Origin of the sequence: Clostridium estertheticum, assembly GCF_018861295.1 — a bacterium.
Lineage (GTDB): Bacteria > Bacillota > Clostridia > Clostridiales > Clostridiaceae > Clostridium_AD > Clostridium_AD estertheticum_D.
The window spans coordinates 24,645-49,965 of record NZ_JAHLDM010000008.1 but is presented as its reverse complement, the minus strand read 5'-3'; the positions used below and the strand labels follow the sequence as shown (position 1 = coordinate 49,965).

The following is a 25,321-nucleotide window of genomic DNA, read 5'->3' as shown; positions in this document are numbered from 1 at the left end:
TTTAATAACTTTAATTATAGCATAGATTTTATTTTTTTTTAACAAGAAATGAGTGATTCTGTGCTTTTAATGACATTTCAGAAGGAAAGTTTCTCATTTCTATAAGTAGTAGTTAATTACCTTAGCAAAAACAAAACTTCAGTGGAGGTATAAATCTCCTTCTGAAGTCATTAATATGCAGCTCCGCAGGAGATGATTTAATGGAGAAAGTGTGATATAGTATTGTTTTAGTGACTAGATGTTAAAAAAATCAAATATATTTAGGAGGACTTATTATGAATGAAACTTTGAAAAATATAAGAAATAGAAGAAGTACAAGAGCATTTTTACCAGAACAAATTAATGGTGCACACTTAACAGAGATAATAGATGCGGGCATTTATGCACCAAGTGCTGATAATCAGCAACCATGGCATTTTACCGTAATACAAAGAAAAGACATTATCGACAGATTAAATGATGCTTTTAAAGAAATTGCAAAAGACTCTGATAATGAGTATATTAGAAGATTTTCTGATAATGAAAAATTCCATGTATTTTATAATGCACCAACGGTAGTATTGGTATCTGGGGACATAAATAGTAAGTCTGCTCCAGTAGATTGTGGTATTGCTACTGAGAATATGCTAATAGCTGCGGAATCGTTAGAAATTGGTTCTTGTTGGGTTGGTCTTATTGCTATTCTATTAAACAGTGAAAAAGGCAAAGACTTTATTAAAGAACTTGAAATTCCAGAAGGATTTAAACAAATACATGCATTTTGCCTAGGGTATAAAAAAATTGAAGTAACTAATGCACCAAAAAGAAAAGAAAATAATGTGAATTATATAAAATAATAGTATAATTTACTTACTAAAACTAATAGATATTCATTTATCTATTAGTTTTATAAAAAAAGTGTTTACAAATACATAAAACTAATATATACTAAAGAAGTTGTTTAACATGCTTCATTAGCTCAGCTGGTTAGAGCACCTGACTCTTAATCAGGGGGTCCAGGGTTCAATTCCCTGATGGAGCACCATAATATATGCAGATATCTCAAGCGTTGAGGTATCTGCATTTTTTCAATTTAAAATGTATATAATAATCATAATAAGAAAATGGAGGATTACTAATGAGAGAAAATATAAAGTAACATACAGTTGTAACTTGATATCTAAATAAATAAAAAAGGTGGTAGATTATGGGCTATAGCGTTACTATGGATAATCATAAAGAACATTTTAACATTCAGCTAACTAATACAAAGGGTTGTACTTATTGTAAAGAGGGCAAACAGTTATTAGATACAACAGGGGATAATAGCTGGTATATTGATGAGAGTAAAAATGAAATTCGCTTGGATAAGGAAGATATATCAGTTCAAACAATTAAGATTTATTATTGTCCTATGTGTGGTAGAAAGTTAACTTAGTTACTAAGTTAAAAAATATGATTTTAATGTTTTTTGAATACTATTTCAAAAATACCAACATATAGTACAATAGTATGTTAATATCAGTTATAGAATAAAATATAAATGATAAAGGGGGAAAATTATGATTCCGTACACATTATTAGTTATAGCAGGTATAGTAATAGTAGTACTAATTTTAATTATTTATGGAATAGGGGCTACAAGCATAGGATCAGATGAAGTAGGTATTGTCGAGAAATGGTGGAGTTCAGGTGGTTCAGTGCCAGCTGATGGCCTTATAGCACTTAAAGGAGAAGCAGGTTACCAACCAGAAGTACTAAGGGCTGGTATTCATTTCAAAACACCTTTCAAGTACAAGGTTAAAAAGGTGAGGCTTGTAACTATACCACAAGGACAAATAGCTTATGTATTTTCAAGGTCTGGAGAAAGTCTAGGAGAGGGCCAAACTTTAGGTAAGGTTATACCACAAAGCAAGTCATTCCAAGACGTTGTAGGATTTTTAAATAATGGTGGACAAAAGGGACCACAAAGGCAAATTCTTCGTGAGGGTACTTATGCATTTAACTTAGCACAATTTATTATAATTACGAAGGATAAAGTACATTCAATATTTACTTCAAAAGCTGAAACAGCTCAAATAGAGACAATGAGAAGTGACTTAGCTAAGGATAGTGGCTTTAATCCTGTAATTATATCAAGCTCAAAAGTTTCTGAGTCATATACTCAGCAGGATGATGGTAGTCAAATAGAAAATACCTTTAATAAAAACACAACTAAAAAGTCAACTAGCCGTGATACTATAGGTATTGTAACTATTAATGAGGGCCCAACACCTGACAATGGAGCAATTATAGCACCTATTGTTGGTGATGGTATAAATAATGAGTTCTATCACAACAATTTTCAAGAACCAGAGAAATTTTTAGCTGCAGATGGTAGAAAAGGTAAACAAATGCAAGTACTTACTGATGGAGTTTATTTCATTAATAGGATGTTTGCAACTGTTGATATAGTACCTAAAAGCATAATAGATATTGGATATGTAGGGGTAGTGGTAAGCTACTTTGGTGATAAAGGTGAAGATGTCTCTGGGAAAGGGTATTCTCATGGAGAACTTGTAGAACAAGGTAAAAAAGGTATTTGGAGAGATTCTATGATGCCAGGAAAGTATGCATTTAATACTTATGCTGGTAAAGTCGTTCCAGTTCCTACTACTAATGTAATACTTAAGTGGATTAGTGGCCAAACTGGTGTGCATAAGTTAGATGATAATTTAAAAGAAATTAGTTTGATAACAAAGGATGCTTTCGAGCCTAATTTACCACTAACCGTAGTATTTAATATTGATTATAGAAAAGCATCATCAGTTATACAAAGATTTGGCGATATTAAAATGCTTATAGAACAATCTCTTGATCCAATGGTAGCTGGGTATTTTAAAAACATTGGGCAAACTAAAACTCTTATAGAACTTGTTCAAGATAGAAGCCAGATTCAACAACAAGCAGCAGATGAAATGACGGGTAAATTTAAACTATATGATCTAGAACTACAAGAAGTATTAATTGGAACACCAGCTGCTTCCGCTAGTGATACAAGAATTGAAAAAATTCTTGCACAGTTAAGAGATAGACAAGTAGCTATGGAAGAAATTAAGACAAATGAAGCTAAACAAAAGTCTGCTGAAAAGCAAAGAGAACTAAATGAGGCAGAGGCAAAAGCAATGGCGCAGTCAGCTCTTACACAATCAAGTATTGATATAGAAGTTGCTGATAATAAGGGGAAATCTGAATTAAGACTTGCAGAACAATTAGCATTTAAAACTCAGAAACTTGCAGAAGCCGACAAATACAAGAGAACTCAAGAAGCAGATGCTGAGAGATACACAAGGGAAGCACAAGCTGCGGCGCAGGCGAAGACTATTGAACTAACAGCTGAGGCTAATGCGAAACAGGTAGAACTTCAAGCAAAAGCAGAGTCATTTAAACTTGAAACAGTTGGAAAGGCAACAGCATTAAATATTAAAGCAGTTGCAGATGCTACTGCTGAGCAAGAAACAAAGGTAGGAATTGCAAAGGGAGCTGCAGCTAAGGCTTTAGTTGAGGCATATGGTGGCCCCGATTTACAAGTTAGGCAAAGTGTTATGATAGCATTTGCAGAGGCGTTAAAGATAAGTAAGTCACCATTAGTGCCACAAACTATAATAATGGGTGGAGCTGATGGAAAAACACCTAACGCAATGGAAGGTATAATGAGTATGGTACTTGCAAATATGGCAAGTGAAAAAGGTTCGATAATACCAAAAAATATTGAGAACATTGACGTTAAAGAGGTAATCAAAACACAAGGTAAATAGTATACAAACAAAATCCAGTAGAATAATATAAATTATTCTACTGGATTTTTCTTTTAAGAAATTTTTTCTTCTTCTTTTTTATCTCTTTTAGCTTTTCTTTCATTAATTCTATACCAGGCGTCTGCATTTTTGATTCCTAATTTTTTAGGATCAAATATAAATGTTTTTTCATCTCTTCCCATTTTAAGTTGTTTTTCATAGTCTTTCAAAACCTTGATACCAATATTTCCGAGAATTAATATGGCAATAACGTTAAGCCATGCCATGGAACCAACAGCAATATCACCAAGTGCCCAAGCAATTTCTGCTGTTTTAATGGAACCGTAGAAAGTGGAAGCAAGGATACCAACTCGGAGAATATTTATAAATACCTTGCTATATTTAGAATCTTTTACTAAATAAGTTAGATTTGTTTCTGCTATGTAATAGTATGCCATAAGTGTTGTAATAGCAAAGAAGAACAATGCGATAGCGACGAAGGGGCCTCCAAATTTACCCATTACGGTACCAACTGCTAGTTGTGTATAACCAGGGCCTATAGCTACTTTTGGAATATTTTCAATTATAAATCCACCAGCTGGGTTTATAACATTATATTTATCCGTTGATAAAATCATGAATGCAGTTGCAGAACATACAAATAATGTATCAAAATAAACTGCAAAAGCTTGGACTAAGCCTTGTATAGCTGGGTGAGACACTTCTGCAGCAGCAGATGATTGTGGTCCAGTTCCTTGTCCGGCTTCATTTGAGTAGACTCCTCTTTTAACTCCCCATTGAATTGAATATGCAACGATGCCGGCAAAAGCTTGTTCAGCGCCGAAAGCACTTTTAATTATTAAAGCGAACATATGTGGAAGTGCCGTAATATTTACTGCGAGTACTAATAAAGCAACCAATATATATGCAAGTGCCATAAAAGGTACTACAATTTCAGCAATTTTTCCAAGTCGTTTTGTACCACCGAATACAATAATAGCAAGTAAAATAGCAATTACAATGCCAATTATATTAGGACTAACACCAAAAGCGATATTTATACTAGATGCGATACTATTTGATTGGACACCTGGAGCAAAAAATCCTAAACCAATTACAGTTACAGCCGCAAAAATAATTGCGTACCATTTTTTGCCCATAGCTTTTTCTATGTAATATGCTGGACCTCCACGATATTCCCCATCAACATCTTCTTTATAAACTTGACCAAGAGTACATTCTATAAAGGAAGACCCTGCACCAAGAAATGAAATAGCCCACATCCAGAAAACGGCACCCGGACCGCCCATAGCTATAGCTGTCGCAACGCCTGCTATATTACCTGTGCCAACACGTCCAGCTACTGACATTGCAAATGCTTGAAAGGAAGATACGCCGTGACTGGAGTCTCCGCCACTAAATAAGTACTTTACCATGTGTTTAAGATGTCTTACTTGAAGAAAACGAGTTCTAAAAGAAAAATAAATACCCGTACCCAGACACAAATATATGAGGGCATTACTCCAAATAAGACCACTAACTGCATTAATAATACTTTCCATAAATTCCTCCTAATTTTTATAATACATTACATAAAAAATATGTTGCCTTATAATAACATAAAATTCGAAATACTGCAATTTGTGTTAAATGATTATGCAAAAAAAGAGAGAAATATTTTTAAGAATGGGAATTAAGTTGAAGAAAAAATAAAAAATATAAATAAAAAAAGATTTGTAATGTTGATAATATATGGTTTTATCGAAATGAGGAGTGTAGCTATTACCTCGACAGTAACTGTTTAATACGATGATACCACAATGTGATAATGCAAGAAACATATTATAATAAGTCAAAAGAATAGTAATAAGGTTATTGGTATCTTTATAAATGATATTCATTAATAGAAATGAATAAATATTTGGGCATGCTTTTCAATAATGATTAAAGGATTTCATCATATTAATGCGTATAATAAATGAATTAGAGCTTTATATATGACTTTGTTAAATAGTTGTATTGGCTTCTATTTGTTTTAGTATGATTATCAGATTCTTCATTAATATTTTGTTGATTAAATTCAATTAAAAATTTGTAAAACTTACGTAAAGCTACTTTTTTATATGTTATGGTGTTTTTTTTATACATTTTTATATAATGCAAATAAAATTCATATTGACTAAAGCTTTCTTTACTTAATATGGAAAATTTGTGCGTATTTTTTGAAAAATACCAATTAATATATTGTTCCACATCTTTAATATATGCATCAATTGTAAATTTTCTTTTGTATTTTTCTCTTAAAAAGCACTTAAAGTAATAAATAATTACACGACAATCAGATTTGCTTTGAAAGGAGTTTTTCTCAATTGCATTTAAAATTTCAGTAACATTATACTTATCAAACATTGAACGTACTTCTCCTCTCTTTTTATATTTGTTCTGTCTTATTAAAATAGTAACTAGAAAATAGTGACTAGAACGTAATAAAATTACTCATTAATAAAACGGTGATTTCGACACAAGGACGTATATGAATGGCTAGTAGCACAACATTTCCATTTAATTGCAAATTGGATTGGTACTATAATTACCATAGCATATATATATAACAACACATATATACAATAACATATAACAGCATATATATGTTATTATATATATAGCGTCATAATTTAATCACATACTTTATAGAGTTTGAAGATATAAATAATAATTGTTTTTATCTAGCAATGGAGGCAGAGAAATGGAATCAAAAAACAAACACAATACCTATAATTCCTTGTTCAACTGGCGTAGTCTTAGACTAAAGCTCGTGTTTGAAGGAATAGGAGTAGGTATCATTACAGGTTTATTAATTGTACTGTATCGTTATACACTTGAAAAAGCAGGAATTTTTGTAACTTATGTTTACAAAACTATATCTATAAACCCAGTACTTATTTTACCATGGATTTGTGCTTTAATACTTATAGGATATATTGTAGGACTAATGGTTAAACATGAACCCATGATTACTGGAAGTGGAATCCCTCAAGTTGAAGGAGTTTTACTTAGAAAGCTTGATATGACCTGGTGGAGAGTTATAATTGGTAAATTTTTTGGAGGAGTTCTTTCAATAGGATCAGGTCTTTCTTTAGGAAGGGAAGGCCCATCGGTTCAATTAGGTGCAGCCGTTGGTCAAGGGTTTAGTAAGGTCTTTAAAAGAATAAAGATTGAAGAAAAATATCTCATGACAAGTGGAGCTAGTGCAGGACTGTCAGCTGCATTTAATGCACCACTCGCTGGTGCATTGTTTGCCTTAGAAGAGGTTCATAAAAATTTTTCACCTTTAATTTTACTGTCTGCATTATCTGCGGCATTATCAGCTGATTTTGTAGCAAGCAGCTTTTTGGGCCTAAAACCAATTTTCGTAATTAAAAATTTATCTATATTGCCACTTAAATTTTATTTTTATTTGATTATACTAGGTATTATTGTTGGGGTTTTAGGGGTTTTATTTAATAAAATTCTTTTAAAAACTCAGGATTTATATGTAGCTCAAACATGGCTCCCAAAAGAAATGAGAATGGTAGTACCATTATTAATTTCAGTTATAATTGGAATTCTATTACCGCAAGCATTAGGAGGAGGTCACGAACTAATAACCTCATTATTTACAGGAAACCCATCTTTAATAATTTTAGTAATTCTAGTTTTTGTAAAATTCTTATTCACTATGCTAAGTTTTGGATCTGGTGCGCCAGGAGGAATCTTTCTTCCACTTCTTGCTATTGGAGCTTTAATAGGAAATGTTTATGGGATAACACTCGTACATTTTGCACATTTTAATAGCATGTATATTAATAACTTTATAATACTTGCAATGGCAGGATATTTCACAGCTGTAGTTAGAGCACCTATAACTGGAATTATTCTACTTACTGAAATGACAGGTTCTTTTAGTCAATTACTTTCTTTATCTGTTGTATCTATTGTTGCATATATTGTTGCGGATATTTTGGCATCAAAACCTATTTATGAATCGTTACTTGAAAAATTTCTACATAATCAAGGAGAAAAGATATCCTTTGGTAATAAGAGAAACAAGGCTATACTAGAGTTTGTAGTTTGTATGGGATCAGATTTAGATGGAAAACGAATTAAAGATGTCATATGGCCATCTCATTGCTTGTTAGTAACAGTTAAGCGAGGAGAACATGAGATAATTCCAAAAGGATCTACCGTTATTTTTCCCGGCGATTATTTGATTGTACTCACCAATGAGGATAGAGTCGCTAAAATGAATGATGCGCTTACAATAATGACAGCAAGTTGTGAGGTATTAAAATAAGAATTTTAAGGAGAAGTTATGATGGATAAAACACTAATTTCTATAGATGAAATAACATCAAGAGTTAAAGATTTAATTAAAAATAATGAAGGACCTTTTAGTGTAGTTACATGCGATATTGATAATCTAAATAATATTAATAAAATTCATGGAAATGATATAGGCGATGAAGTAATTAATAAAGTTATTTCTATATTTAGTAATAATTTATCTGATACAGATTTAATAAACAGAAGTGGTGACGAATTTACTTTGTTACTTGTAAAAAAAGGTGCAGAGAGAAGTTTTATGGACTTAGAAGAAATAAGAAGATATTTATCAGATAATACCTTCGATTTAAAAAGTTTAACTAAAACAGAAAACATTAATATTACTCTAAGCTTTGGAGTTGCTAGTTATCCACGTGATTCTAAAAATGTTATAGATCTTCTTAGAGTTGCGGATAGCGGTCTTTTCAGAGCTAAAAAAGAGGGGAGAAATAGAATTTGTCTGTCAGAGGCAGAAAGTATGGTACTGAAATCAAGTTATTTTACTAAAACCCAACTTGATAGGTTATCAGAACTTTCTAAGGCAAATGATAAAACCGAAGCATTTCTTTTAAGAGAAGCATTGGATGGTTTATTTAAAAAATATAACAAATAAATTAATGGACATAATTTGAATATTGAGTTAACATGTAATATATAGTTGTTATCGGTTGGACAAACTAATCTAAGTTTGATTCCAAGAAATTTGTTTCTGGGGTGGGAAACTCTTATTTGAGGTTCCTGCTTTTTGTTTTTTGATTTTTATAACAAAATGTGAAATAAGCTACAATATAAAAACATTAAATTAACAAGTGGTTGAAAAAGGTAGGTGGGAATATTAATTTGTATTTTGACCTAAAATAAGAAATATAAACGGAGAGGAATGATAATATGAATTTAAAAAAAAAAAATAAGATTACTAGTCCAATTATAAGCTTTTTTAAAAATGAATCTGCCAGTGGTATAATTCTGATGGTCTGTGCTGTAATTGCATTAATAGTAACTAATTCTGGAATTGCTTCTAGCTATGATAAGTTTCTCCATAGCTACATAACTATCGGATACAAAGATTTTTCATTATCAATGTCCATTCTACATTGGATTAATGATGGATTAATGGCTATATTTTTCTTTGTAGTTGGTATGGAAATAAAAAGGGAGCTAGTTGTAGGAGAACTTAAGTCTATTAATAAAACTATATTGCCTGTGGGCGCGGCTATTGGTGGAATGATAATCCCAGCTATTATCTATTCAATATTTAATTATAATCAGCCTACTAGTTTAGGCTGGGGAATTCCTATGGCAACTGATATTGCTTTTGCACTTGGAGTACTTTCTTTAGTAGGAAGCAAGCGAGCACCGAAGGGAATAATTATTTTTCTTACAGCACTCGCCATAGTTGATGATTTAGGTGCTATTATTGTAATTGCTATTTTTTACACTAACCAAATTTCACTCACTGCACTTTTGGTGTCTTTAGTAGTGATAATAACACTTATATTAATGAATAAATTTAAGGTTAAGTATGTATCGCTTTTTATATTTTTAGGTATTATATTATGGGCAAGTCTTTTAAAATCAGGTATACATTCTACTATTGCTGGTGTATTACTTGCTATGACTATACCAGTTAAGAAAGATAAATTAGAATTTAAAAGTTCTATGTTATATAAGCTTGAGCATATGATAACGCCTTGGTCTAGTTTTGTAATTATGCCTATATTTGCATTAGCAAACGCAGGTGTGGTTTTTAGTTTTAACAGTTTCTCAAAAATTTTAGTAGAACCAGTTGGACTTGGAATTATTTTTGGACTATTTTTGGGGAAACAAATAGGAATATTTGGAGCATCATATTTATTAATACATTTTAAAATTGCTAAGCTCCCATCGAAGGTAACTTTAAAACATATATATGGTGCAAGTTTACTTGGTGGTATTGGATTTACAATGTCATTATTTGTATCCTCATTATCTTTTCCAGGAGGAGAGTTATTATCTATGGCTAAAATAAGTGTAATATCTGCCTCAATTATATCAGCAATTGCGGGTATTATAGTTTTTAAATCTATAAAAATTCATAATTGAAAAATTAGTATGTATTTTATCACACCTCAACCTAATAGGCTGAGGTGTTTTTAATTAGGTGACTTGTCATTATATAATCATATAGGATAGAAAATACAAAAAATAATAATTATGATTGTTGTAATATTGTTAAAGTTATTATAGAATACAGTTAAGATAATAAATTAACAAAGTACCTTAGGAGGAAGAATAATGAATACTCAAATTGATTTTAGTAACTTAGATAAGATACTCCAAAATCATGAAAATAAACCTAGTAACATTATTGCAATATTACAAGACACGCAGGAAATATATAGGTATTTACCTAAAGAGGTATTTGCATATTTTTCAGAAAAGCTTGGAATGAGTATGGCCAAAATATATGGTGTGGCAACTTTTTATGATAACTTCTCTTTAGAACCAAAAGGCACGTATGTTATAAAAATATGTGATGGCACAGCGTGTCATGTAAGAAAGTCTATTCCTATTTTAGACAAAATGCGAGCAGAGTTAGGCTTGTCAGAAACGAAGACTACAACGGATGATTTGAGGTTTACAGTGGAAACGGTTTCTTGCCTTGGCGCTTGTGGGCTTGCACCTGCTATAACTATTAATGATAAAGTACATGGTGCTATGACTCCACAAAAAGCAATGGAACTTTTAAACACACTTAAGGAGGAAGAATAATATGCTTCTTAGTAGAAATGATTTAATTAATATCAGAAATGAATATGCTGATAGTTTTAAATATCAACAAAAAAAAATACTTATATGTGCAGGTACGGGTTGCATTGCAGGTGGTGCACTTGAAATTTATGATGAATTTGTAAAGCTTATGAAGGATAAAGGGATAGATTGTGAGTTAGGTCTCCAAAAGGAACCACATGATGAATCAGTTGGAATTAAAAAGAGTGGATGTCATGGATTTTGTGAAATGGGACCGCTTGTAAGGATTGAGCCATGGGGATATTTATATATAAAAGTAAAAGTGGAAGATTGCGCCGAAATACTTGAAAAAACTATTCTAAATAATGAGTGCGTTGAGAGGCTTGCATATACTAAAAACGGAAAAATATATAAAAAGCAAGAAGAAATTCCTTTTTATAAGAGTCAAACAAGGCTAGCACTTGAACATTGTGGACATATTGATGCAACGTCTATAGAAGAATATCTTGCTATAGGAGGATATACAGCACTTGAGAAAGCTTTATTTAATATGGATGACGAGAGTATCATTAAAGAAATAGAGGAGTCTAATTTAAGAGGACGTGGAGGCGGTGGATTTCCTACAGGCCGTAAGTGGTCACAGGTAAAAAAACAGAAAACCGATATAAAATATATTGTATGTAACGGTGATGAAGGTGATCCGGGTGCGTTTATGGATAGAAGTCTTATGGAGGGAGATCCACATAGAGTACTTGAAGGTATGATGATTGCGGCTATCGCGTGTGGGTCTCATGAAGGATATATTTATGTGCGGGCTGAATATCCTCTTGCTGTAAATAGACTTAAAAATGCTATTAGTCAGGCAAGAAGTTATGGTATTTTAGGTGATAATATTCTTGGTACAAGCTTTAGCTTTAATATCAAAATAAACAAAGGGGCCGGTGCTTTTGTCTGTGGAGAGGGGAGCGCACTTACAGCTTCAATTGAAGGGAAAAGAGGCATGCCAAGAGTAAAACCTCCAAGGACAGTTGAGCAAGGACTTTTTGCTAAACCAACAGTACTTAATAATGTAGAAACATTTGCTAATGTTCCTTTAATTATTATTAAAGGAGCAAAATGGTATAAATCTATAGGACCTGAAAATAGCCCTGGTACAAAGGCGTTTGCTTTAACTGGAAATATTGAAAACACAGGGCTTATTGAGGTTCCAATGGGATCGACGTTAAGAGAAATAATATTTGGAATAGGTGGGGGAATTAAGGGTGGCAAGAAATTTAAGGCTGTCCAGATAGGTGGCCCATCGGGGGGATGCCTTATAACATCAGATCTTGATTTAAGGCTTGATTTTGATTCATTAAAAAAAGTGGGAGCAATGATAGGCTCAGGTGGACTTGTGGTTATGGATGAGGATACATGCATGGTTGAAGTTGCAAAATTTTTTATGACATTCACTCAAAATGAATCTTGTGGAAAATGTATTCCTTGCCGTGAGGGTACTAAAAGAATGCTTGAAATTCTTCAGGGAATTACTTCAGGTAAGGGCAAACCATCAGATATTGACATGTTACTCGAACTTGCAGATACCATATCACAAACAGCATTATGTGGCCTTGGAAAAACAGCTGCATTACCAGTTGTTAGTACTATTAAAAATTTCAGATCTGAGTATGAAACACACATAAATCAAAAGAAATGTCCATCAAAAACTTGCGTTGGGCTTAAGACCATATTTATTGATAAAGAACTTTGCAGGGGTTGTTCGAAGTGCTCAAGGATTTGTCCAGTTAATGCAATTTCAGGCAAAATAAAGTCAACCTATACAATTGACAAAGATAAGTGTATTAAGTGCGGTGCCTGTGTTGAAGCTTGCACATTTAAAGCTATAAAGGAGGATTAAGATGATGACTGGTCAATTTATGCTTATAGATGATATTCCTGTAGAGATAAATGGAGAAAAAAACATTCTTGAGTTAGTTAGGAAAGCAGGCATTGATTTGCCAACCTTATGTTATTATTCGGAACTCTCAGTGTATGGTGCCTGTCGTATGTGCATGGTAGAAAACAAATGGGGAGGAATGGAAGCTGCATGCTCTACTCCTCCAAAGGCTAATATGGAGATTTATACAAATACCCCGAAGCTTCGTAAATATAAAAAAATGATACTTGAATTACTATTAGCGGCGCATTGCAGAGATTGTACTACATGTGAAAAAAGTGGTCAGTGCAAATTGCAAGAACTTGCTAAACAGTTTGGAATAACAAAAGTAAGATTTAGTAACACTTCCGTGAAGAGTAAAATAGATGACTCTTCAGTATGCATAGTGCGCGATAAAAGCAAGTGCATTTTATGTGGTGATTGTGTACGTATGTGTGAGGAAGTGCAAAATGTTGGAGCTATTGATTTTGTTAATAGAGGTTCAAAAATGACTGTAGGAACGGCTTTTGATGTACCACTTGCCGAGACCAATTGCGTTGGGTGCGGACAGTGCGCAGCAGTGTGTCCTACTGGTGCAATTATTGTGAAAAATGATACGCAGAGGCTTTGGAAAGATATTAGTGATTTAGAAACATTAGTCGTGGTTCAGATTGCACCTGCAGTACGTGTAGGAATTAGTGAGGAATTAGGCATAAAAAATGATGCAAATGTTATGGGCAAAATTGTAAGCAGTCTTAGGAAAATGGGTGTTGATGAAGTTTTTGATACATCGACTGGAGCTGATCTTACAGTACTTGAGGAGACAAAAGAATTCCTTTCAAGAATTGAAAGGAATGAAAAATTACCATTATTTACATCATGTTGTCCTGCTTGGGTAAATTATGTTGAAAATAATTATCCTAGTTTAATTAAAAATATTTCTACATGTCGTTCACCTATGCAGATGTTTGCATCTGTAATTAAAGAGCAGTATAAGGAATCAAATAAGAAAATTGTACATGTGGCAATAATGCCTTGTACAGCAAAAAAATTTGAATCACAAAGAGATGAATTTAGAGAGAATGGGGTTAATAATGTAGATTATGTAATAACTACGCAAGAGCTTATTAAAATGATAAAAGAGTCAGGTATTGTTTTTTCGGAGGTATTGCCTGAAGCAGTTGATATGCCATTTGGTGTCAGTAGTGGAGCTGGAGTTATATTTGGAGTAACAGGTGGGGTAACTGAGGCTGTTTTACGCCTTGTAATAGAGGATAAATCACCTTCTGCACTACGTGCTCTTGCTTTCACTGGGGTAAGAGGAATGGAGGGAGTTAAAGAAACAAGTATTACAGTTGGTGGACGTTTAATAAATGTAGCTGTTGTAAGTGGACTTAAAAATGCTGATGAACTTGTGAAAAAAATACAGGCAGGAACTGTCCAGTATGATTTTGTTGAAGTTATGGCGTGTCCTGGAGGATGTATTGGTGGTGCAGGACAACCATTTGTAAAATCAAAGGGAAAATTAAAACGTGGTGCTTTATTATATGAAGCAGACAGAATGAATGTTATAAGGCGATCAGAGGAAAATCCTCTGATGGACACATTGTATAAAGGTTTGTTAAAAGATAAGGTTCACAAGTTATTACATGTAGAATATAAATAAAGAACAAATCCATCAGAATAAATAATATTCTGATGGATTTGTTTTATTATAAATATAAAGTTTTATAAACACTTCATGAGGAAAGCATAAATTGTGATTTAGATTCAACTAAGCGATAAAGTTTTGTATTGAAAGAAAAGCCTTAATGTCTATTTTCTTATTAGAATCAATTAAAATTTTAGCCTCTGCCTTGGATAAAAGTATAACCTCAATATCTTCATCAGGTTCTAGATAATCTTTTGATATTATACCTTGGCAAGTACAATACACGAGTGCAGCGGATTCATCTGTCATACCGGTTGAAATGTAAGCCTGTGATTTTGTCTTAGAATAATCGATTTGGATCAAATCAAGCCCAGTTTCTTCCTTTAGTTCTCGAGCAACAGTAGTTTTAAAATCTTCACCAGGATCAATAAGCCCAGCAGGTATTTCATAAACATAATCATTAAGAGGGACTCTAAATTGTTTTATAATTACTAATTTATTTTCAAAGGTGTGAGTTGCTATTATTATTACAGCATCTATAGCGCACTCTGCTTTATTAAAATAGATATTTTTTAATGTATCTATGTTTTTTCTAGAAGCTATTGACCAATTTTTGCATTCCCCATTTTTATTAATATATTCTGCATCGTAGAGTTTTAAATATTGTGTATCTGCTAGTGTTGTAATATTTTTCATACTCATTATTTCATATCCTATCATATTTTATTTTATAAACAAGTATCTATATAAAAAAGATTCAAAAGTGACTTCTTAGATTTTATTAATGTTAAGTTCTTATTCATATGTATACATAAATTAATAGTAGCACTTTAAAATGGAAATAACAATGGAACAAAAATGAGAAATGATGTTATAAAAGTGAAATTGTTTATTTAATGGTTTTAATAATTAATAGAAAATAAAATGGAGATTTGTTATAATATTTACGGAAAATAAAATTATAATGAATAATATGGAAGTATATATAAAAGTTATGGAGGTCAAATAATATGTTTTATTTTGTTGGAGATGTAGAAGAAAATGTAATGAATGTAAATTGTCTTAACGAGGTGCCATTTTTAGAAGAAGCTATATATAATATGTCATTAGAAAAAATGATTAATGAATACGAAAACATAAAAAAGTGGTTCATGATTAATAAGATGGCTAATAGTTTTAAAAGCAAAGGTGTTGCGGGAGAAGAATTGGAGTTTTTTCTTATAGATAATATTCCTTATGAAGAGTTGGATTATACTCATGATATTCTAAATAATAGAATCAAAGAAAAAATGGGGTTACAATTTGAAGAATATGAGTACTTTTTAAAATTAAAATTAAGTGGGACATGCTCTAGAATTTTGTTCAATATTAAGGTAGAAAATATTTTAAAAGAATGGAGTTAGATTAAAGAATTTATATTTCTAATTAATATAAATTGTTGAATATTATTACATATGAAAAAAGATAAATAAAAAATATGCTAATATCCTACGTATGTAGGTAGTATATTTTTTATTTATGTTATGAAACATAGGTAATAAATACCACTCACCTTGCTAAATGTGGTATTATTAATTTTATAAGGCTTTCAATTACTTTGATTTCTTTTTCTGAACATTTATCAATTAATGAATGTAACACATCATTATTGGTATTAACATTTAACCGTTCAAAAAATAAGTAATCTATCGAAACATGTAAACATTCAGTAATGTTTATTAATGTGTTAATGCTCATTCGTCTTTCTCCTCTTTCAATTTGCCCCAGAAAGTATGGTGAAAGGTTTAAGAGCTCCGATAATTTTTCCCTTGTCATATCAAACTTTTCTCGTTCAATCCTTATTCTAGTTCCAACTTTTACATAATTGATTTCATTTTGCACATTATTCACCCTTCATAATTCTACAAATTACTTACAATTTAACATTACATGAAAACCTTCAATATATAAATAAGCACACTGCCTACAAATTATGTTTTATGTTATTATATATTCTTGTTAATAGGAAACTAATTAAATAATACTTTCATCTATTATAATATGTGTAAAAAAATTATTATTATTCTAAAATATTTAATTATAAGAATAAAGTTTGTTTTAAAGTATACGATAATAAACATATAGAAAAAATTTATTTAAAATGGGTGATAGTCATGGCATTATCTTCAGATATTATTTTTAATAGCATGTTGAACCAATATAAATTACAAACAAAAACCAATACTATGAGTTCGGATACAAGCACAAGTAGTGTTAATAAGGAAATAGAGAATCAGAAAATCATGTTTCAAACAATGCTTATTCAAATGATGGATAGTTCGGGAACTTCGATGATGACACAACTAATGTCTAGTGCTATATCAAATCAAAATTCCTATAGCGTAAATGATTCATTAAATTCATTAAATTCATTAAATGATTTTAATGCTAAAATGAGAGATGCCACCAGATCATTATCAAATGATAATAATTCTAATGGATTGGGGCTTACATCGGCTAAATATGAATCTAATCTTAATCCAGCAGCAATAAGCAATACATTAGGTGATTATGGAGGGAAATCTTATGGAGCATGGCAATTTTCATCGAAGACTGGTTCTTTAGATTCATTTATAAGTTCACTAAAAATAAAAGATAAAGAAATTTATTCAAGGTTAACAGAAGCAAAAGCCAAAGATGGTAACGAATTTGGGAAGAACTTTGATGAAACGTGGACAAGTATTGCCTTATGTAATAAAGATAAATTTTTAAAATTGCAGCAAAACAGCATAAAAGGAAATTATTACGATGTAGCAGCATTAGAATTAAAGCAAAAGTATGGTTTTGATGTAAGCAAGAAAAGTGATGCTTTAAAAGAAAGTCTGCTGTCTACAGTAGTTCAACATGGTGTTACAGGTGCTTTATCAGTGTTCTCAAAACTTAATTTGAAAAATAGTGATAAGAATATTATAAATGATTTATATAATGAACGCCAAAAGGTTGATGTTTATTTTAGAGATAGTTCACAAGATGTAAAGCAAAGCGTATACAATAGGTTTACAAGAGAAAAGCAGGATATGCTTAATATGTTAAATGCATAATTTGTTTAAGTTTTGAGAGAGTAAAATATAAGGAAATCTAGTAGATGTTAAGATCTGCTGGATTTTTTTATTTTATAAAATTATTGAATAAAACTTAATAATATAAATAATATAGTATATATACCAATTATTGTCTCGAATATAAAAATACAAATAAAACATACTATTTATAACATTAAAATCGTTTTATGAAGATTTTATATTTGAGGGGGAACAAAATAAAAATGAAAAAATTTACGAAAAAAACATCTATGTTGCTTGCAACAGCATTATTTATTAATATATTCGGTAATGTCGCACCTAGTGCGCAAGTCATACCAGGTATGCGAGTCGCACCAAGTGCGCAAGTTATGCCAGGTGTACGAACCGCATTAGGAGCACAAATTGTACCAGATACGAAAGGGTCACAGTTAAAGATTGGTAATACCAAGCCTATAATTAGTGATAAGAGAGAAATCGAAGTTGGTGATAATATATCAGGGTTTATTCTTGAATCAAAAAAATGGCTTTCAGATATACAGTCTACTTCTATGATATTTAAGCATAATAAAAGTGGAGCTAAATTAATTTATTTACAAAATGATGATGAAAATAAGGTATTCTCCATAAGCTTTAGAACACCAGTGAATGATAATACTGGCGTTAATCACATTATTGAACATTCGGTTTTATGTGGATCAAAGAATTATCCTGTTAAAGACCCATTTTTAATTATGACTAAGCAATCACTAAGTACATTTTTAAATGCTTTTACAGGTCCAGATTTTACAATGTATCCAGTAGCTAGTAAGAATGAAAAAGATTTTAATAATTTAATGAGTGTATATCTAGATGCAGTGTTTTCTCCTAATATAATTAAGGATCCTAAAATACTTAAACAAGAAGGCTGGCATTATGAGGTTAATAGCAAGACTGGTGAGCTAAATTATAATGGAATTGTATATAATGAGATGAAAGGTAGTTATTCTTCACCACAGGTATTATTATCAAATACTATTAATCAATCGCTTTTTAATGGTAATTCATACAAATTTGAATCGGGTGGTAATCCGGATAATATACCTGATTTAACTTATGAAAAATTTATAAAGGCTTATAAAAAATATTATGTTCCATCAAACAGCTCTATATATTTATATGGAAAATTAGATATTTATAATTCATTAAAATTTATGAATGATAAGTATCTTAGTAAAGCAAAAATGGTAAATGTAGATAGTAAAATTAAATTAGAAAATAAATATGAAAAAAAAGTTGAAAAAACAGCATTATATCCAGTAGCGAAGACTGCAAGTACATCAAATATGACTTATTTATCAACTAACTATGTGATTGATAAAACCCCGAGTGCGCAGGATATCTTAGGATTTCAAATACTGCAAGAAATACTTTTAAATACGAAATCATCCTCTCTTAGGAAAACACTGCACGATAACGGCATTGGAGCAAATGTTTATGCAAGTTTTAATCCATCAACACTGCAACCAACTTTCAGTATAATTGCCACTAATGCAAATGAATCACAAAAGCATCAATTTAAAAATTTAGTGGATGATGCATTAAAGCAAGTTGTGAAAGATGGTTTTGATAAAGAAACTGTAAATTCGGTATTAAGTGCTTTAGAATTAAGTTTGCGCACTCAAAATTCAGATGCAAATAGAGGAATGAATTACATGTTAACTGCTTTGAATTCCTGGAATTATGATATTAATCCAACAGAGTATTTGGAAATTACACCTTCTCTAAAAAAAATAAAAGCCCAATTATCAGATAAGTATTTTGAAAAACTAGTACAAAAATATTTATTAGATAATGAACATAATTCATTGGTTGTGTTAAAGCCATCAAATGGATTAAATGAGATCAAAGAAGAAGCGCTAAAGAAGAAGTTAGCTGCCTACAAAAAATCACTATCACAAACTCAATTGACATCAATTAAAAAAGATACAGAGGAATTAAAAGAGTGGCAGGGGACAGCGGATTCAAAAGAAAATTTATCAAAAGTACCAACGCTGACTCGCAGAGATATAAAACTAAAAGAAGAAGAAATTCCAACAATAGAAAAAATAGAGCAAGGTACAAAAGTATTAAGCCATCCAATGTTTACTAATGGCATATCTTATTATAATTTATATTTTGATAGCTCAAATGTGCCTCAAAATAAGGTGTTATATTTAAAATTACTAGCTAGTATTTTAGGAAATGTTAATACGCAAAAATACAATCCTATGCAGATATCAAATAAAATGATGAAGTATACTGGTGGCATGGTCTTTAATTCAACAGCATTTAAGAGTAATACTAATAGTGATGAATATGCGCCCAAAATTAGTATTTGTGCAAATTCGCTTAATAGTACATTGCCAGAAGCTTTGGATCTTTTAAGTGAGATAATGAATCATAGTGTGTTTAACGATAAGCCACGTATGAAAGCTTTAATTAAAACATTGAGAGTAAATTATGAGTCGATGTTTGTTAATCAAGGAAACACTCTTGCAATAAATCGTACATTGTCTTATTTATCTAATAGTGGTAAATATAAAGATTTGAATAGTATTCCATATTATGATTTTATTTGTGATTTAGATGATAACTATGAATCACGGTTTGATGAAATGACAACAAATTTAAGCGATGTTAGTAATATTGTATTTAATAAGAAAGGATTAGTTGTAAGTTACACAGGAGACGAGAAGAATTATGAAAAATTCATTTATAATTTTAATAAATTTAAAGAAACAATTAATGATAAGAAATTCACTAAGCAAATCTACAAATTTGATTTTTCAAGTAAAAACGAAGCCTTTGTAATTCCATCTCAAGTTCAATATGTGGTTAAGGCTGGAGATTTTACAAAATCAGGGTATACTTATAATGGACATATGAAGGTTCTTGAAAATATTTTAAATAGTGATTATTTATGGAAGGAACTTAGAGTAAAAGGTGGTGCTTATGGTGGCTCCATTAATTTTACGAAAGATGAGGTATTATTTTATTCTTATCGTGACCCAAACTTAAAGGAGACATTAGATACTTTTGATGGGGTAGTAAAATTTTTAAAAGAATTTAATGCAGATGATAAGGAAATGACTAATTATATAATAGGAACTATAGGAAACATGGATTATTTGAAAGGCCCTTATGCTAAAGGCATATTAGGGGATAATATGTATTTCTCAGGAACTACTCAAAAGGATATTCAAAAAATACGTGACGAGGTTTTAGCAACTAAAGCCAGCGATATAAGAGATTTAGCCGGTCTTCTAGATGTAGTAATAAAACAGAATTTACATTGCGTTGTAGGAAGTGAAACTAAAATAAATAGTAACAAAAACTTATTTGATAAAATCATAGTTCCTATTAAAAAAACTAAGTAGTCCTTTAGAAAAGAACATAGAATGAAGATTTTATGTTCTTTTCGAATTTATGGTATAATTAGAGGATTATAAAATTTATTTAGGGAGAAAATATGTTGAATGAAGATATGATATTACAAATATTCAATGAAGGAACAAGCGGTAAAAATGGAGCTAAAGGGCAAAGAGTCCTTAGTAATGATTTAGTTTCTTCGATAGATATTACAAACGAAGATAAACTAATATGTATCGATGGTAATGTGATTTCAGAGAAACTTTTTAATGAATATCACACAAAAATCGAAATGGATGCAGGCAGAAGAAGTATATTTTCTACTTTCTGTAGCTGTGCTGATTTTGAAAATAATGAGTTTAAAAAAGAAAATTATTGTTGTAAACATTTAGTTGCAACATTTTATAAAGCATTAGAGGATTTATCAAGGCACCCTCTTTTAAGAGAAGATGATGTAGAGAAACCAAGTATATATAAGAGTAAAAGCAATATATTATCTATGCTTTTAGGGGATGAAAAACAAAAGGATGAGACTAAAATAGAAGTCTATATAAATAAAAATCAGTGGACCAGCGACCTTACTGCGGAATTTAAGATAGGGTTAAGTTCTATGACTTCAAGTAATCTTTATGTTTTAAAGGACATTAACCATTTTATATTAGCATGTTATAATAATATTCCTATAAGCTATAGTAAAAATTTTACATTTAATATCAAAAATCAAAAACTAAGTACTAAAGATAAAAGGATTATTGATTTTATTGAAATGGTAAAGACTATAGAGGGAGAACAAAGAAATGCACGCAGAAGTGAAGAACGATATGTAGATGGAAAAAACATAAAAATACCTCAGTATTTAACAAGAGAATTTTTTGAAGTTATAACTAAGCATAGGGTTTATTTAAATGATGGCTTTTTTTATAGACCTGTTGATACAGAGATTTTATATGAATCTCCACCGTTAGATTTTGATTTAAAATTAATTAAAGACACTTATGTTCTAAAGTCATCAAGTGGAATGCCAGTTCCTTTAGGATCTAAAAATGATGTTTTTTTGTATGGTAGCATTATATATCTTCCTGATTATGAGTTTTGTTATAAAATAAATCCATATCTACAAATTTTTAATGAGGCAAAGGTTGTAACTATGGATAGTCTTGAGGAAGAGACCATATTAAGACGGTTAATTCCAAATCTAAATTCCTTATCACCTAGTGTTGTTTTATCGAAAGCTATTAAGGATAAAATAATAATGGCAAAATGTCAAATTAGTTTCTATTTTGATCAGGTAGGAAAAGATATTACCCTAACATTAAGGGTTAAATATGGAACATTTGAGTTTAATGTTTTTGAGGATTGTGATGAAAAGATCATATATAGGGATTCTAAAAAAGAGAATCAGGTTATAACTGTTTTAAAGAACTTGGGATTTGAGAAGATAAAGAACAAATTTTATTTTTTAAGAGGAGAAGACTACATATTCAAATTTTTTAAGAGCGATATAGGTGTACTTCAAGAAATGGGAGAAGTATATTATTCTCAAAATTTTAAGGGTATAAAATCATTAGGGACTAAAGCAATAAGTGGAAATGTTAAAAGTGGGAAATATAATTACTTCGAAATGGATTTTAAAATAGGCGATATAGAGCCAAAGGAAACTATTAATATATTACGTGCATTTAGAAATAACATTAAGTATTACAAACTCAAAAATGGTGAGTATCTTGATTTGGAGGAGTTAGAACTTAATAAATTCTTAAAGCTTTTAGATGTTATTACGCCACCTAACAGCTTTGACAATCATATTGAAATATCAAAAGGAAAAGGTGTTTTTTTAGATAATTATTTAGAAGATAATAATATTAGGTATATAAAAGGCAAAAAAGAGCTAGAAGAAGTACATGATAAACTTAAGAATATTGAAAAACTAAGTTTCAAAGAGCCAGATGATTTAAAAGGTACATTAAGAAAATATCAAAAGATTGGGTACAATTGGTTTAAAACATTAGATTATTTAGGATTTGGTGGAATACTCGGAGATGAAATGGGTCTTGGTAAAACTATTCAAGCGATTGCTTTTATATTATCAAATAAGGGGAGTAAGAGTTTAATTGTAGCACCAACATCCCTTATATACAATTGGATAAGTGAGTTTGAAAAGTTTGCACCTACATTAAATGTGGCGGCAATTAGTGGACCTAAGGATGAGAGAGTCGAGGTAATAAAAAACATAGATAAATTTGATGTAATTATAACTACATATAATTTATTGAAAAGGGATTTAGAAAACTACGCACCATTAGAGGTCGATTATTGCATAATAGATGAAGCACAAAATATTAAAAATCCACATTCTCAAAATGCGATAGCAATTAAGGAGATAGTGGCAAAGACAAAATTTGCACTATCGGGTACGCCAATAGAAAATTCAGTTATGGATTTATGGTCTATATTTGATTTTATAATGCCAGGATACTTATACGATGAAAAAATGTTTAGTGTAAGATATCATAAGAAACTTAAGGCAAATCCAGAGGTACTAGAGGACTTAAATAGGCTTATAAAACCTTTTATTTTAAGAAGGCGAAAGAAAGATGTTTTGAAGGAATTACCTGATAAAATAGAAAAAACATTAATGGTTAATTTAGAGCATCAGCAGAAAAAAGTCTATAAGACCTATGCAAATCATGCAATGGAGCTTATTAAAAACAAGGTGAAAAACGATGAGTTTAAAAATAGTAAAATAGAGATACTCTCGTATATTACAAAGTTAAGACAATTATGTTTAGATCCAGCTGTATTATTAAATGATTATAGTGGAGGTAGCGCAAAAATAGAAGCTCTTGTAGAACATCTTCATAAGTGCGTAGATGAGCAGCATAAAGTACTTGTTTTTTCTCAATTTACATCTGTACTTAAGAATATACAAAAGAGGCTTAGGTTAGAGGGAATTACTTTTAGTTATTTGGATGGTTCTGTTCCGTCTAAAAAGAGAATGGATTTGGTAGAAACTTTTAATGATGGAGAAGATCCCGTATTCTTAATTAGCTTAAAGGCTGGAGGAACGGGACTAAATTTAACTTCAGCAGATGTAGTAATCCATTTTGATCCTTGGTGGAACCCAGCTGTGGAAGAACAAGCTACCGATAGAGCTCATAGAATAGGACAAAAAAATGTGGTGAGTGTTATAAAGATTATAGCCAAAGGTACAATTGAGGAAAAAATTCTGTTACTTCAAGAAGAAAAGAAAAAACTCATATCAGAGCTTATGGGAGATGAAATGGCTAGTGGCGAAGGATTTGCAACACTAAGTGATGATGAAATATATGGTTTATTTGAGATGAAGGAGTAATTGTAAATATATTGTATAATGAAATGAACTAATGCTCACAATAAATTGAGGTGAGATTATGGTTATAAATAATGATATAAAAGAAACAAACAAATTGCTCCTGCTTATTAAGTAGGAGCAATTTTTTATTTAATATCTAAATACATATTTTTTAATACGGTATAATGACATTTATACCATTCATTTTTGGGTTCTATTTCATATGCTTTCTCTGCAAATAATAAAGCACTTTCATTATTTTCCATAACTACGCACACTTCAGAAGCCCCAAAATAGGCAATGCTCTTAGTATTGTCAAGGAAGATGGCCCTATTATACAGTTTAAGGGCCTCTTCTTTATTTGATAGTGAGAGTAGCACGCTAGCTTTACCACATAGAGCGTCGTAAAAATCAGGGCTTAATTTAAGGCAAAGATTAAAGCATTCTAATGCTTCTTTTAAACGATTGAGAATAGTTAAGAACTCTCCTTTTTTTAAATAGATGAGAGCATTTTGATTATCGTCTTCAAGAAGTTTTTCACAATAGTGAACGCATTTATCAAAGTCTCCTGTTAAATCGTTTATATAAATTAATTTCCAGTAAGCGGTTGGGTCATTCGGAACTAATTTAAGATATTCTTTTATACATTTTTCAGCTTCATCAGCTTCATATAGTTCTAGAAAAGCGTCAGCTTTAACAAAATACGCTAGAGAATATTTATTATCTAGTAAAATTGCCTTATTATAATTTCTAAATGCTTTATCAATCTCTCCATCATTAAATAGACCTTTGCCTTTTTCTATATATTGTTTAACTAAAGTTTCATCACTTATTAATTTAATAATACTTTTCATTAAAATGCTCCTTTCAATTGTAATATCACATTATAATTATTGACACAAAAAAAAATGGTATACATATGACTGCTATTTTATAATTAAGTTTATTTAAAAAATTAATATTTACAAATTATAAAATATATAGTATTGTATAATTATGATTATTATATAACTAAAAATATTATATGATTAAAGATAACATGTAAATATGGCAAGTAACATGATAAAACTTAAAATAAAAAAATATAAAATGTAGTTTTATGGTTATATTGACAATAAAGTGTAAAAT

At 30.7% G+C, this 25,321-nt stretch carries 18 protein-coding genes, 1 tRNA gene and 1 other annotated feature; of the genes, 14 read left to right on the top strand and 5 right to left on the bottom strand.

Translation table 11 applies throughout. The features are described from left to right. Positions 1 to 275: 275 nt before the first annotated feature. The 4 genes from KPL54_RS09945 (at position 276) to KPL54_RS09930 (ending at position 3,776) form a co-directional block, all read left to right on the top strand. On the top strand, positions 276 to 836 hold the full coding sequence (locus KPL54_RS09945; protein ID WP_216106432.1) for a nitroreductase family protein: 561 nt from the start codon (positions 276 to 278) through the stop codon (positions 834 to 836). 111 nt (positions 837 to 947) lie between these two features. Further along, positions 948 to 1,024: transfer RNA gene (locus tag KPL54_RS09940), tRNA-Lys, on the top strand. A gap of 162 nt (positions 1,025 to 1,186) precedes the next feature. Next, complete coding sequence (locus KPL54_RS09935) at positions 1,187 to 1,417, top strand: hypothetical protein (RefSeq protein ID WP_216106431.1); 231 nt, start codon at positions 1,187 to 1,189, stop codon at positions 1,415 to 1,417. Between the two features lie 124 nt (positions 1,418 to 1,541). Beyond that, a complete protein-coding gene (locus KPL54_RS09930) occupies positions 1,542 to 3,776 on the top strand; it encodes an SPFH domain-containing protein (protein ID WP_216106430.1) in 2,235 nt (744 codons plus the stop codon). A gap of 53 nt (positions 3,777 to 3,829) precedes the next feature. Here KPL54_RS09930 and KPL54_RS09925 read toward each other — a convergent pair whose 3' ends face one another. After that, positions 3,830 to 5,317, bottom strand: a complete 1,488-nt coding sequence (locus KPL54_RS09925) for an alanine/glycine:cation symporter family protein (protein WP_216106429.1) — start codon at positions 5,315 to 5,317, stop codon at positions 3,830 to 3,832. A gap of 421 nt (positions 5,318 to 5,738) precedes the next feature. After that, the gene (locus tag KPL54_RS09920; protein WP_216106428.1) at positions 5,739 to 6,164 is read right to left on the bottom strand and encodes a hypothetical protein; all 426 of its coding nucleotides are present in this window, start codon (positions 6,162 to 6,164) and stop codon (positions 5,739 to 5,741) included. Positions 6,165 to 6,501: 337 nt separating this feature from the next. On the opposite strand from KPL54_RS09920, the gene clcA reads away from it, so the two are divergent. From clcA to KPL54_RS09890, 6 genes are all read left to right on the top strand, one after another. Then, a complete protein-coding gene (gene clcA, locus KPL54_RS09915; RefSeq protein ID WP_216106427.1) occupies positions 6,502 to 8,088 on the top strand; it encodes a H(+)/Cl(-) exchange transporter ClcA in 1,587 nt (528 codons plus the stop codon). Positions 8,089 to 8,109: 21 nt separating this feature from the next. Then, on the top strand, positions 8,110 to 8,730 hold the full coding sequence (locus KPL54_RS09910) for a GGDEF domain-containing protein (RefSeq protein ID WP_216106426.1): 621 nt from the start codon (positions 8,110 to 8,112) through the stop codon (positions 8,728 to 8,730). Between the two features lie 53 nt (positions 8,731 to 8,783). Continuing rightward, positions 8,784 to 8,841 (top strand) — a sequence feature (sodium ion sensor (DUF1646 type); this cis-regulatory element may regulate processes involved in with the transportation of sodium ions). Between the two features lie 164 nt (positions 8,842 to 9,005). Next, positions 9,006 to 10,199: a Na+/H+ antiporter NhaA gene (gene nhaA / locus KPL54_RS09905; RefSeq protein WP_216106425.1), complete on the top strand. Its 1,194-nt coding sequence runs from the start codon at positions 9,006 to 9,008 to the stop codon at positions 10,197 to 10,199. A 192-nt stretch (positions 10,200 to 10,391) separates the two neighbouring features. Further along, the gene (locus KPL54_RS09900) at positions 10,392 to 10,868 is read left to right on the top strand and encodes an NADH-quinone oxidoreductase subunit NuoE family protein (protein WP_216106424.1); all 477 of its coding nucleotides are present in this window, start codon (positions 10,392 to 10,394) and stop codon (positions 10,866 to 10,868) included. A gap of 1 nt (position 10,869) precedes the next feature. After that, the gene (nuoF, locus tag KPL54_RS09895; protein WP_216106423.1) at positions 10,870 to 12,744 is read left to right on the top strand and encodes an NADH-quinone oxidoreductase subunit NuoF; all 1,875 of its coding nucleotides are present in this window, start codon (positions 10,870 to 10,872) and stop codon (positions 12,742 to 12,744) included. 4 nt (positions 12,745 to 12,748) lie between these two features. After that, entirely contained in the window at positions 12,749 to 14,428 is a 1,680-nt protein-coding gene (locus tag KPL54_RS09890) for a [FeFe] hydrogenase, group A (protein WP_375372985.1), read from the top strand. Between the two features lie 108 nt (positions 14,429 to 14,536). Here the strand turns inward: KPL54_RS09890 and KPL54_RS09885 are convergent, their stop codons facing one another. Further along, positions 14,537 to 15,115 carry an NUDIX hydrolase gene (locus tag KPL54_RS09885; protein WP_216106421.1) on the bottom strand — a complete coding sequence of 193 codons (579 nt, stop codon included), beginning with the start codon at positions 15,113 to 15,115 and terminating at the stop codon, positions 14,537 to 14,539. Positions 15,116 to 15,423: 308 nt separating this feature from the next. Between KPL54_RS09885 and KPL54_RS09880 the strand changes: the two genes are divergently transcribed. Beyond that, positions 15,424 to 15,816, top strand: a complete 393-nt coding sequence (locus KPL54_RS09880; RefSeq protein WP_216106420.1) for a hypothetical protein — start codon at positions 15,424 to 15,426, stop codon at positions 15,814 to 15,816. Between the two features lie 145 nt (positions 15,817 to 15,961). Here the strand turns inward: KPL54_RS09880 and KPL54_RS09875 are convergent, their stop codons facing one another. Continuing rightward, positions 15,962 to 16,294, bottom strand: a complete 333-nt coding sequence (locus tag KPL54_RS09875) for a helix-turn-helix domain-containing protein (protein ID WP_268038112.1) — start codon at positions 16,292 to 16,294, stop codon at positions 15,962 to 15,964. A 272-nt stretch (positions 16,295 to 16,566) separates the two neighbouring features. On the opposite strand from KPL54_RS09875, the gene KPL54_RS09870 reads away from it, so the two are divergent. From KPL54_RS09870 to KPL54_RS09860, 3 genes are all read left to right on the top strand, one after another. After that, positions 16,567 to 17,493: a VgrG-related protein gene (locus tag KPL54_RS09870; RefSeq protein ID WP_216106419.1), complete on the top strand. Its 927-nt coding sequence runs from the start codon at positions 16,567 to 16,569 to the stop codon at positions 17,491 to 17,493. A 224-nt stretch (positions 17,494 to 17,717) separates the two neighbouring features. After that, positions 17,718 to 20,870, top strand: a complete 3,153-nt coding sequence (locus tag KPL54_RS09865; protein ID WP_216106418.1) for an insulinase family protein — start codon at positions 17,718 to 17,720, stop codon at positions 20,868 to 20,870. Between the two features lie 92 nt (positions 20,871 to 20,962). After that, entirely contained in the window at positions 20,963 to 24,214 is a 3,252-nt protein-coding gene (locus KPL54_RS09860) for a DEAD/DEAH box helicase (protein WP_216106417.1), read from the top strand. A gap of 125 nt (positions 24,215 to 24,339) precedes the next feature. Here KPL54_RS09860 and KPL54_RS09855 read toward each other — a convergent pair whose 3' ends face one another. Beyond that, entirely contained in the window at positions 24,340 to 25,047 is a 708-nt protein-coding gene (locus tag KPL54_RS09855) for a tetratricopeptide repeat protein (protein WP_216106416.1), read from the bottom strand. Positions 25,048 to 25,321: the final 274 nt, after the last annotated feature.

Bases quoted from the DNA above. Each gene is read 5' to 3' on its own strand.
- KPL54_RS09945 (WP_216106432.1), top strand. From the start codon at position 276: ATGAATGAAACTTTGAAAAATATAAGAAATAGAAGAAGTACAAGAGCA.
- KPL54_RS09935 (WP_216106431.1), top strand. From the start codon at position 1,187: ATGGGCTATAGCGTTACTATGGATAATCATAAAGAACATTTTAACATT.
- KPL54_RS09930 (WP_216106430.1), top strand. From the start codon at position 1,542: ATGATTCCGTACACATTATTAGTTATAGCAGGTATAGTAATAGTAGTA.
- KPL54_RS09925 (WP_216106429.1), bottom strand. From the start codon at position 5,317: ATGGAAAGTATTATTAATGCAGTTAGTGGTCTTATTTGGAGTAATGCC.
- KPL54_RS09920 (WP_216106428.1), bottom strand. From the start codon at position 6,164: ATGTTTGATAAGTATAATGTTACTGAAATTTTAAATGCAATTGAGAAA.
- clcA (WP_216106427.1), top strand. From the start codon at position 6,502: ATGGAATCAAAAAACAAACACAATACCTATAATTCCTTGTTCAACTGG.
- KPL54_RS09910 (WP_216106426.1), top strand. From the start codon at position 8,110: ATGGATAAAACACTAATTTCTATAGATGAAATAACATCAAGAGTTAAA.
- nhaA (WP_216106425.1), top strand. From the start codon at position 9,006: ATGAATTTAAAAAAAAAAAATAAGATTACTAGTCCAATTATAAGCTTT.
- KPL54_RS09900 (WP_216106424.1), top strand. From the start codon at position 10,392: ATGAATACTCAAATTGATTTTAGTAACTTAGATAAGATACTCCAAAAT.
- nuoF (WP_216106423.1), top strand. From the start codon at position 10,870: ATGCTTCTTAGTAGAAATGATTTAATTAATATCAGAAATGAATATGCT.
- KPL54_RS09890 (WP_375372985.1), top strand. From the start codon at position 12,749: ATGACTGGTCAATTTATGCTTATAGATGATATTCCTGTAGAGATAAAT.
- KPL54_RS09885 (WP_216106421.1), bottom strand. From the start codon at position 15,115: ATGAGTATGAAAAATATTACAACACTAGCAGATACACAATATTTAAAA.
- KPL54_RS09880 (WP_216106420.1), top strand. From the start codon at position 15,424: ATGTTTTATTTTGTTGGAGATGTAGAAGAAAATGTAATGAATGTAAAT.
- KPL54_RS09870 (WP_216106419.1), top strand. From the start codon at position 16,567: ATGGCATTATCTTCAGATATTATTTTTAATAGCATGTTGAACCAATAT.
- KPL54_RS09865 (WP_216106418.1), top strand. From the start codon at position 17,718: ATGAAAAAATTTACGAAAAAAACATCTATGTTGCTTGCAACAGCATTA.
- KPL54_RS09860 (WP_216106417.1), top strand. From the start codon at position 20,963: ATGTTGAATGAAGATATGATATTACAAATATTCAATGAAGGAACAAGC.
- KPL54_RS09855 (WP_216106416.1), bottom strand. From the start codon at position 25,047: ATGAAAAGTATTATTAAATTAATAAGTGATGAAACTTTAGTTAAACAA.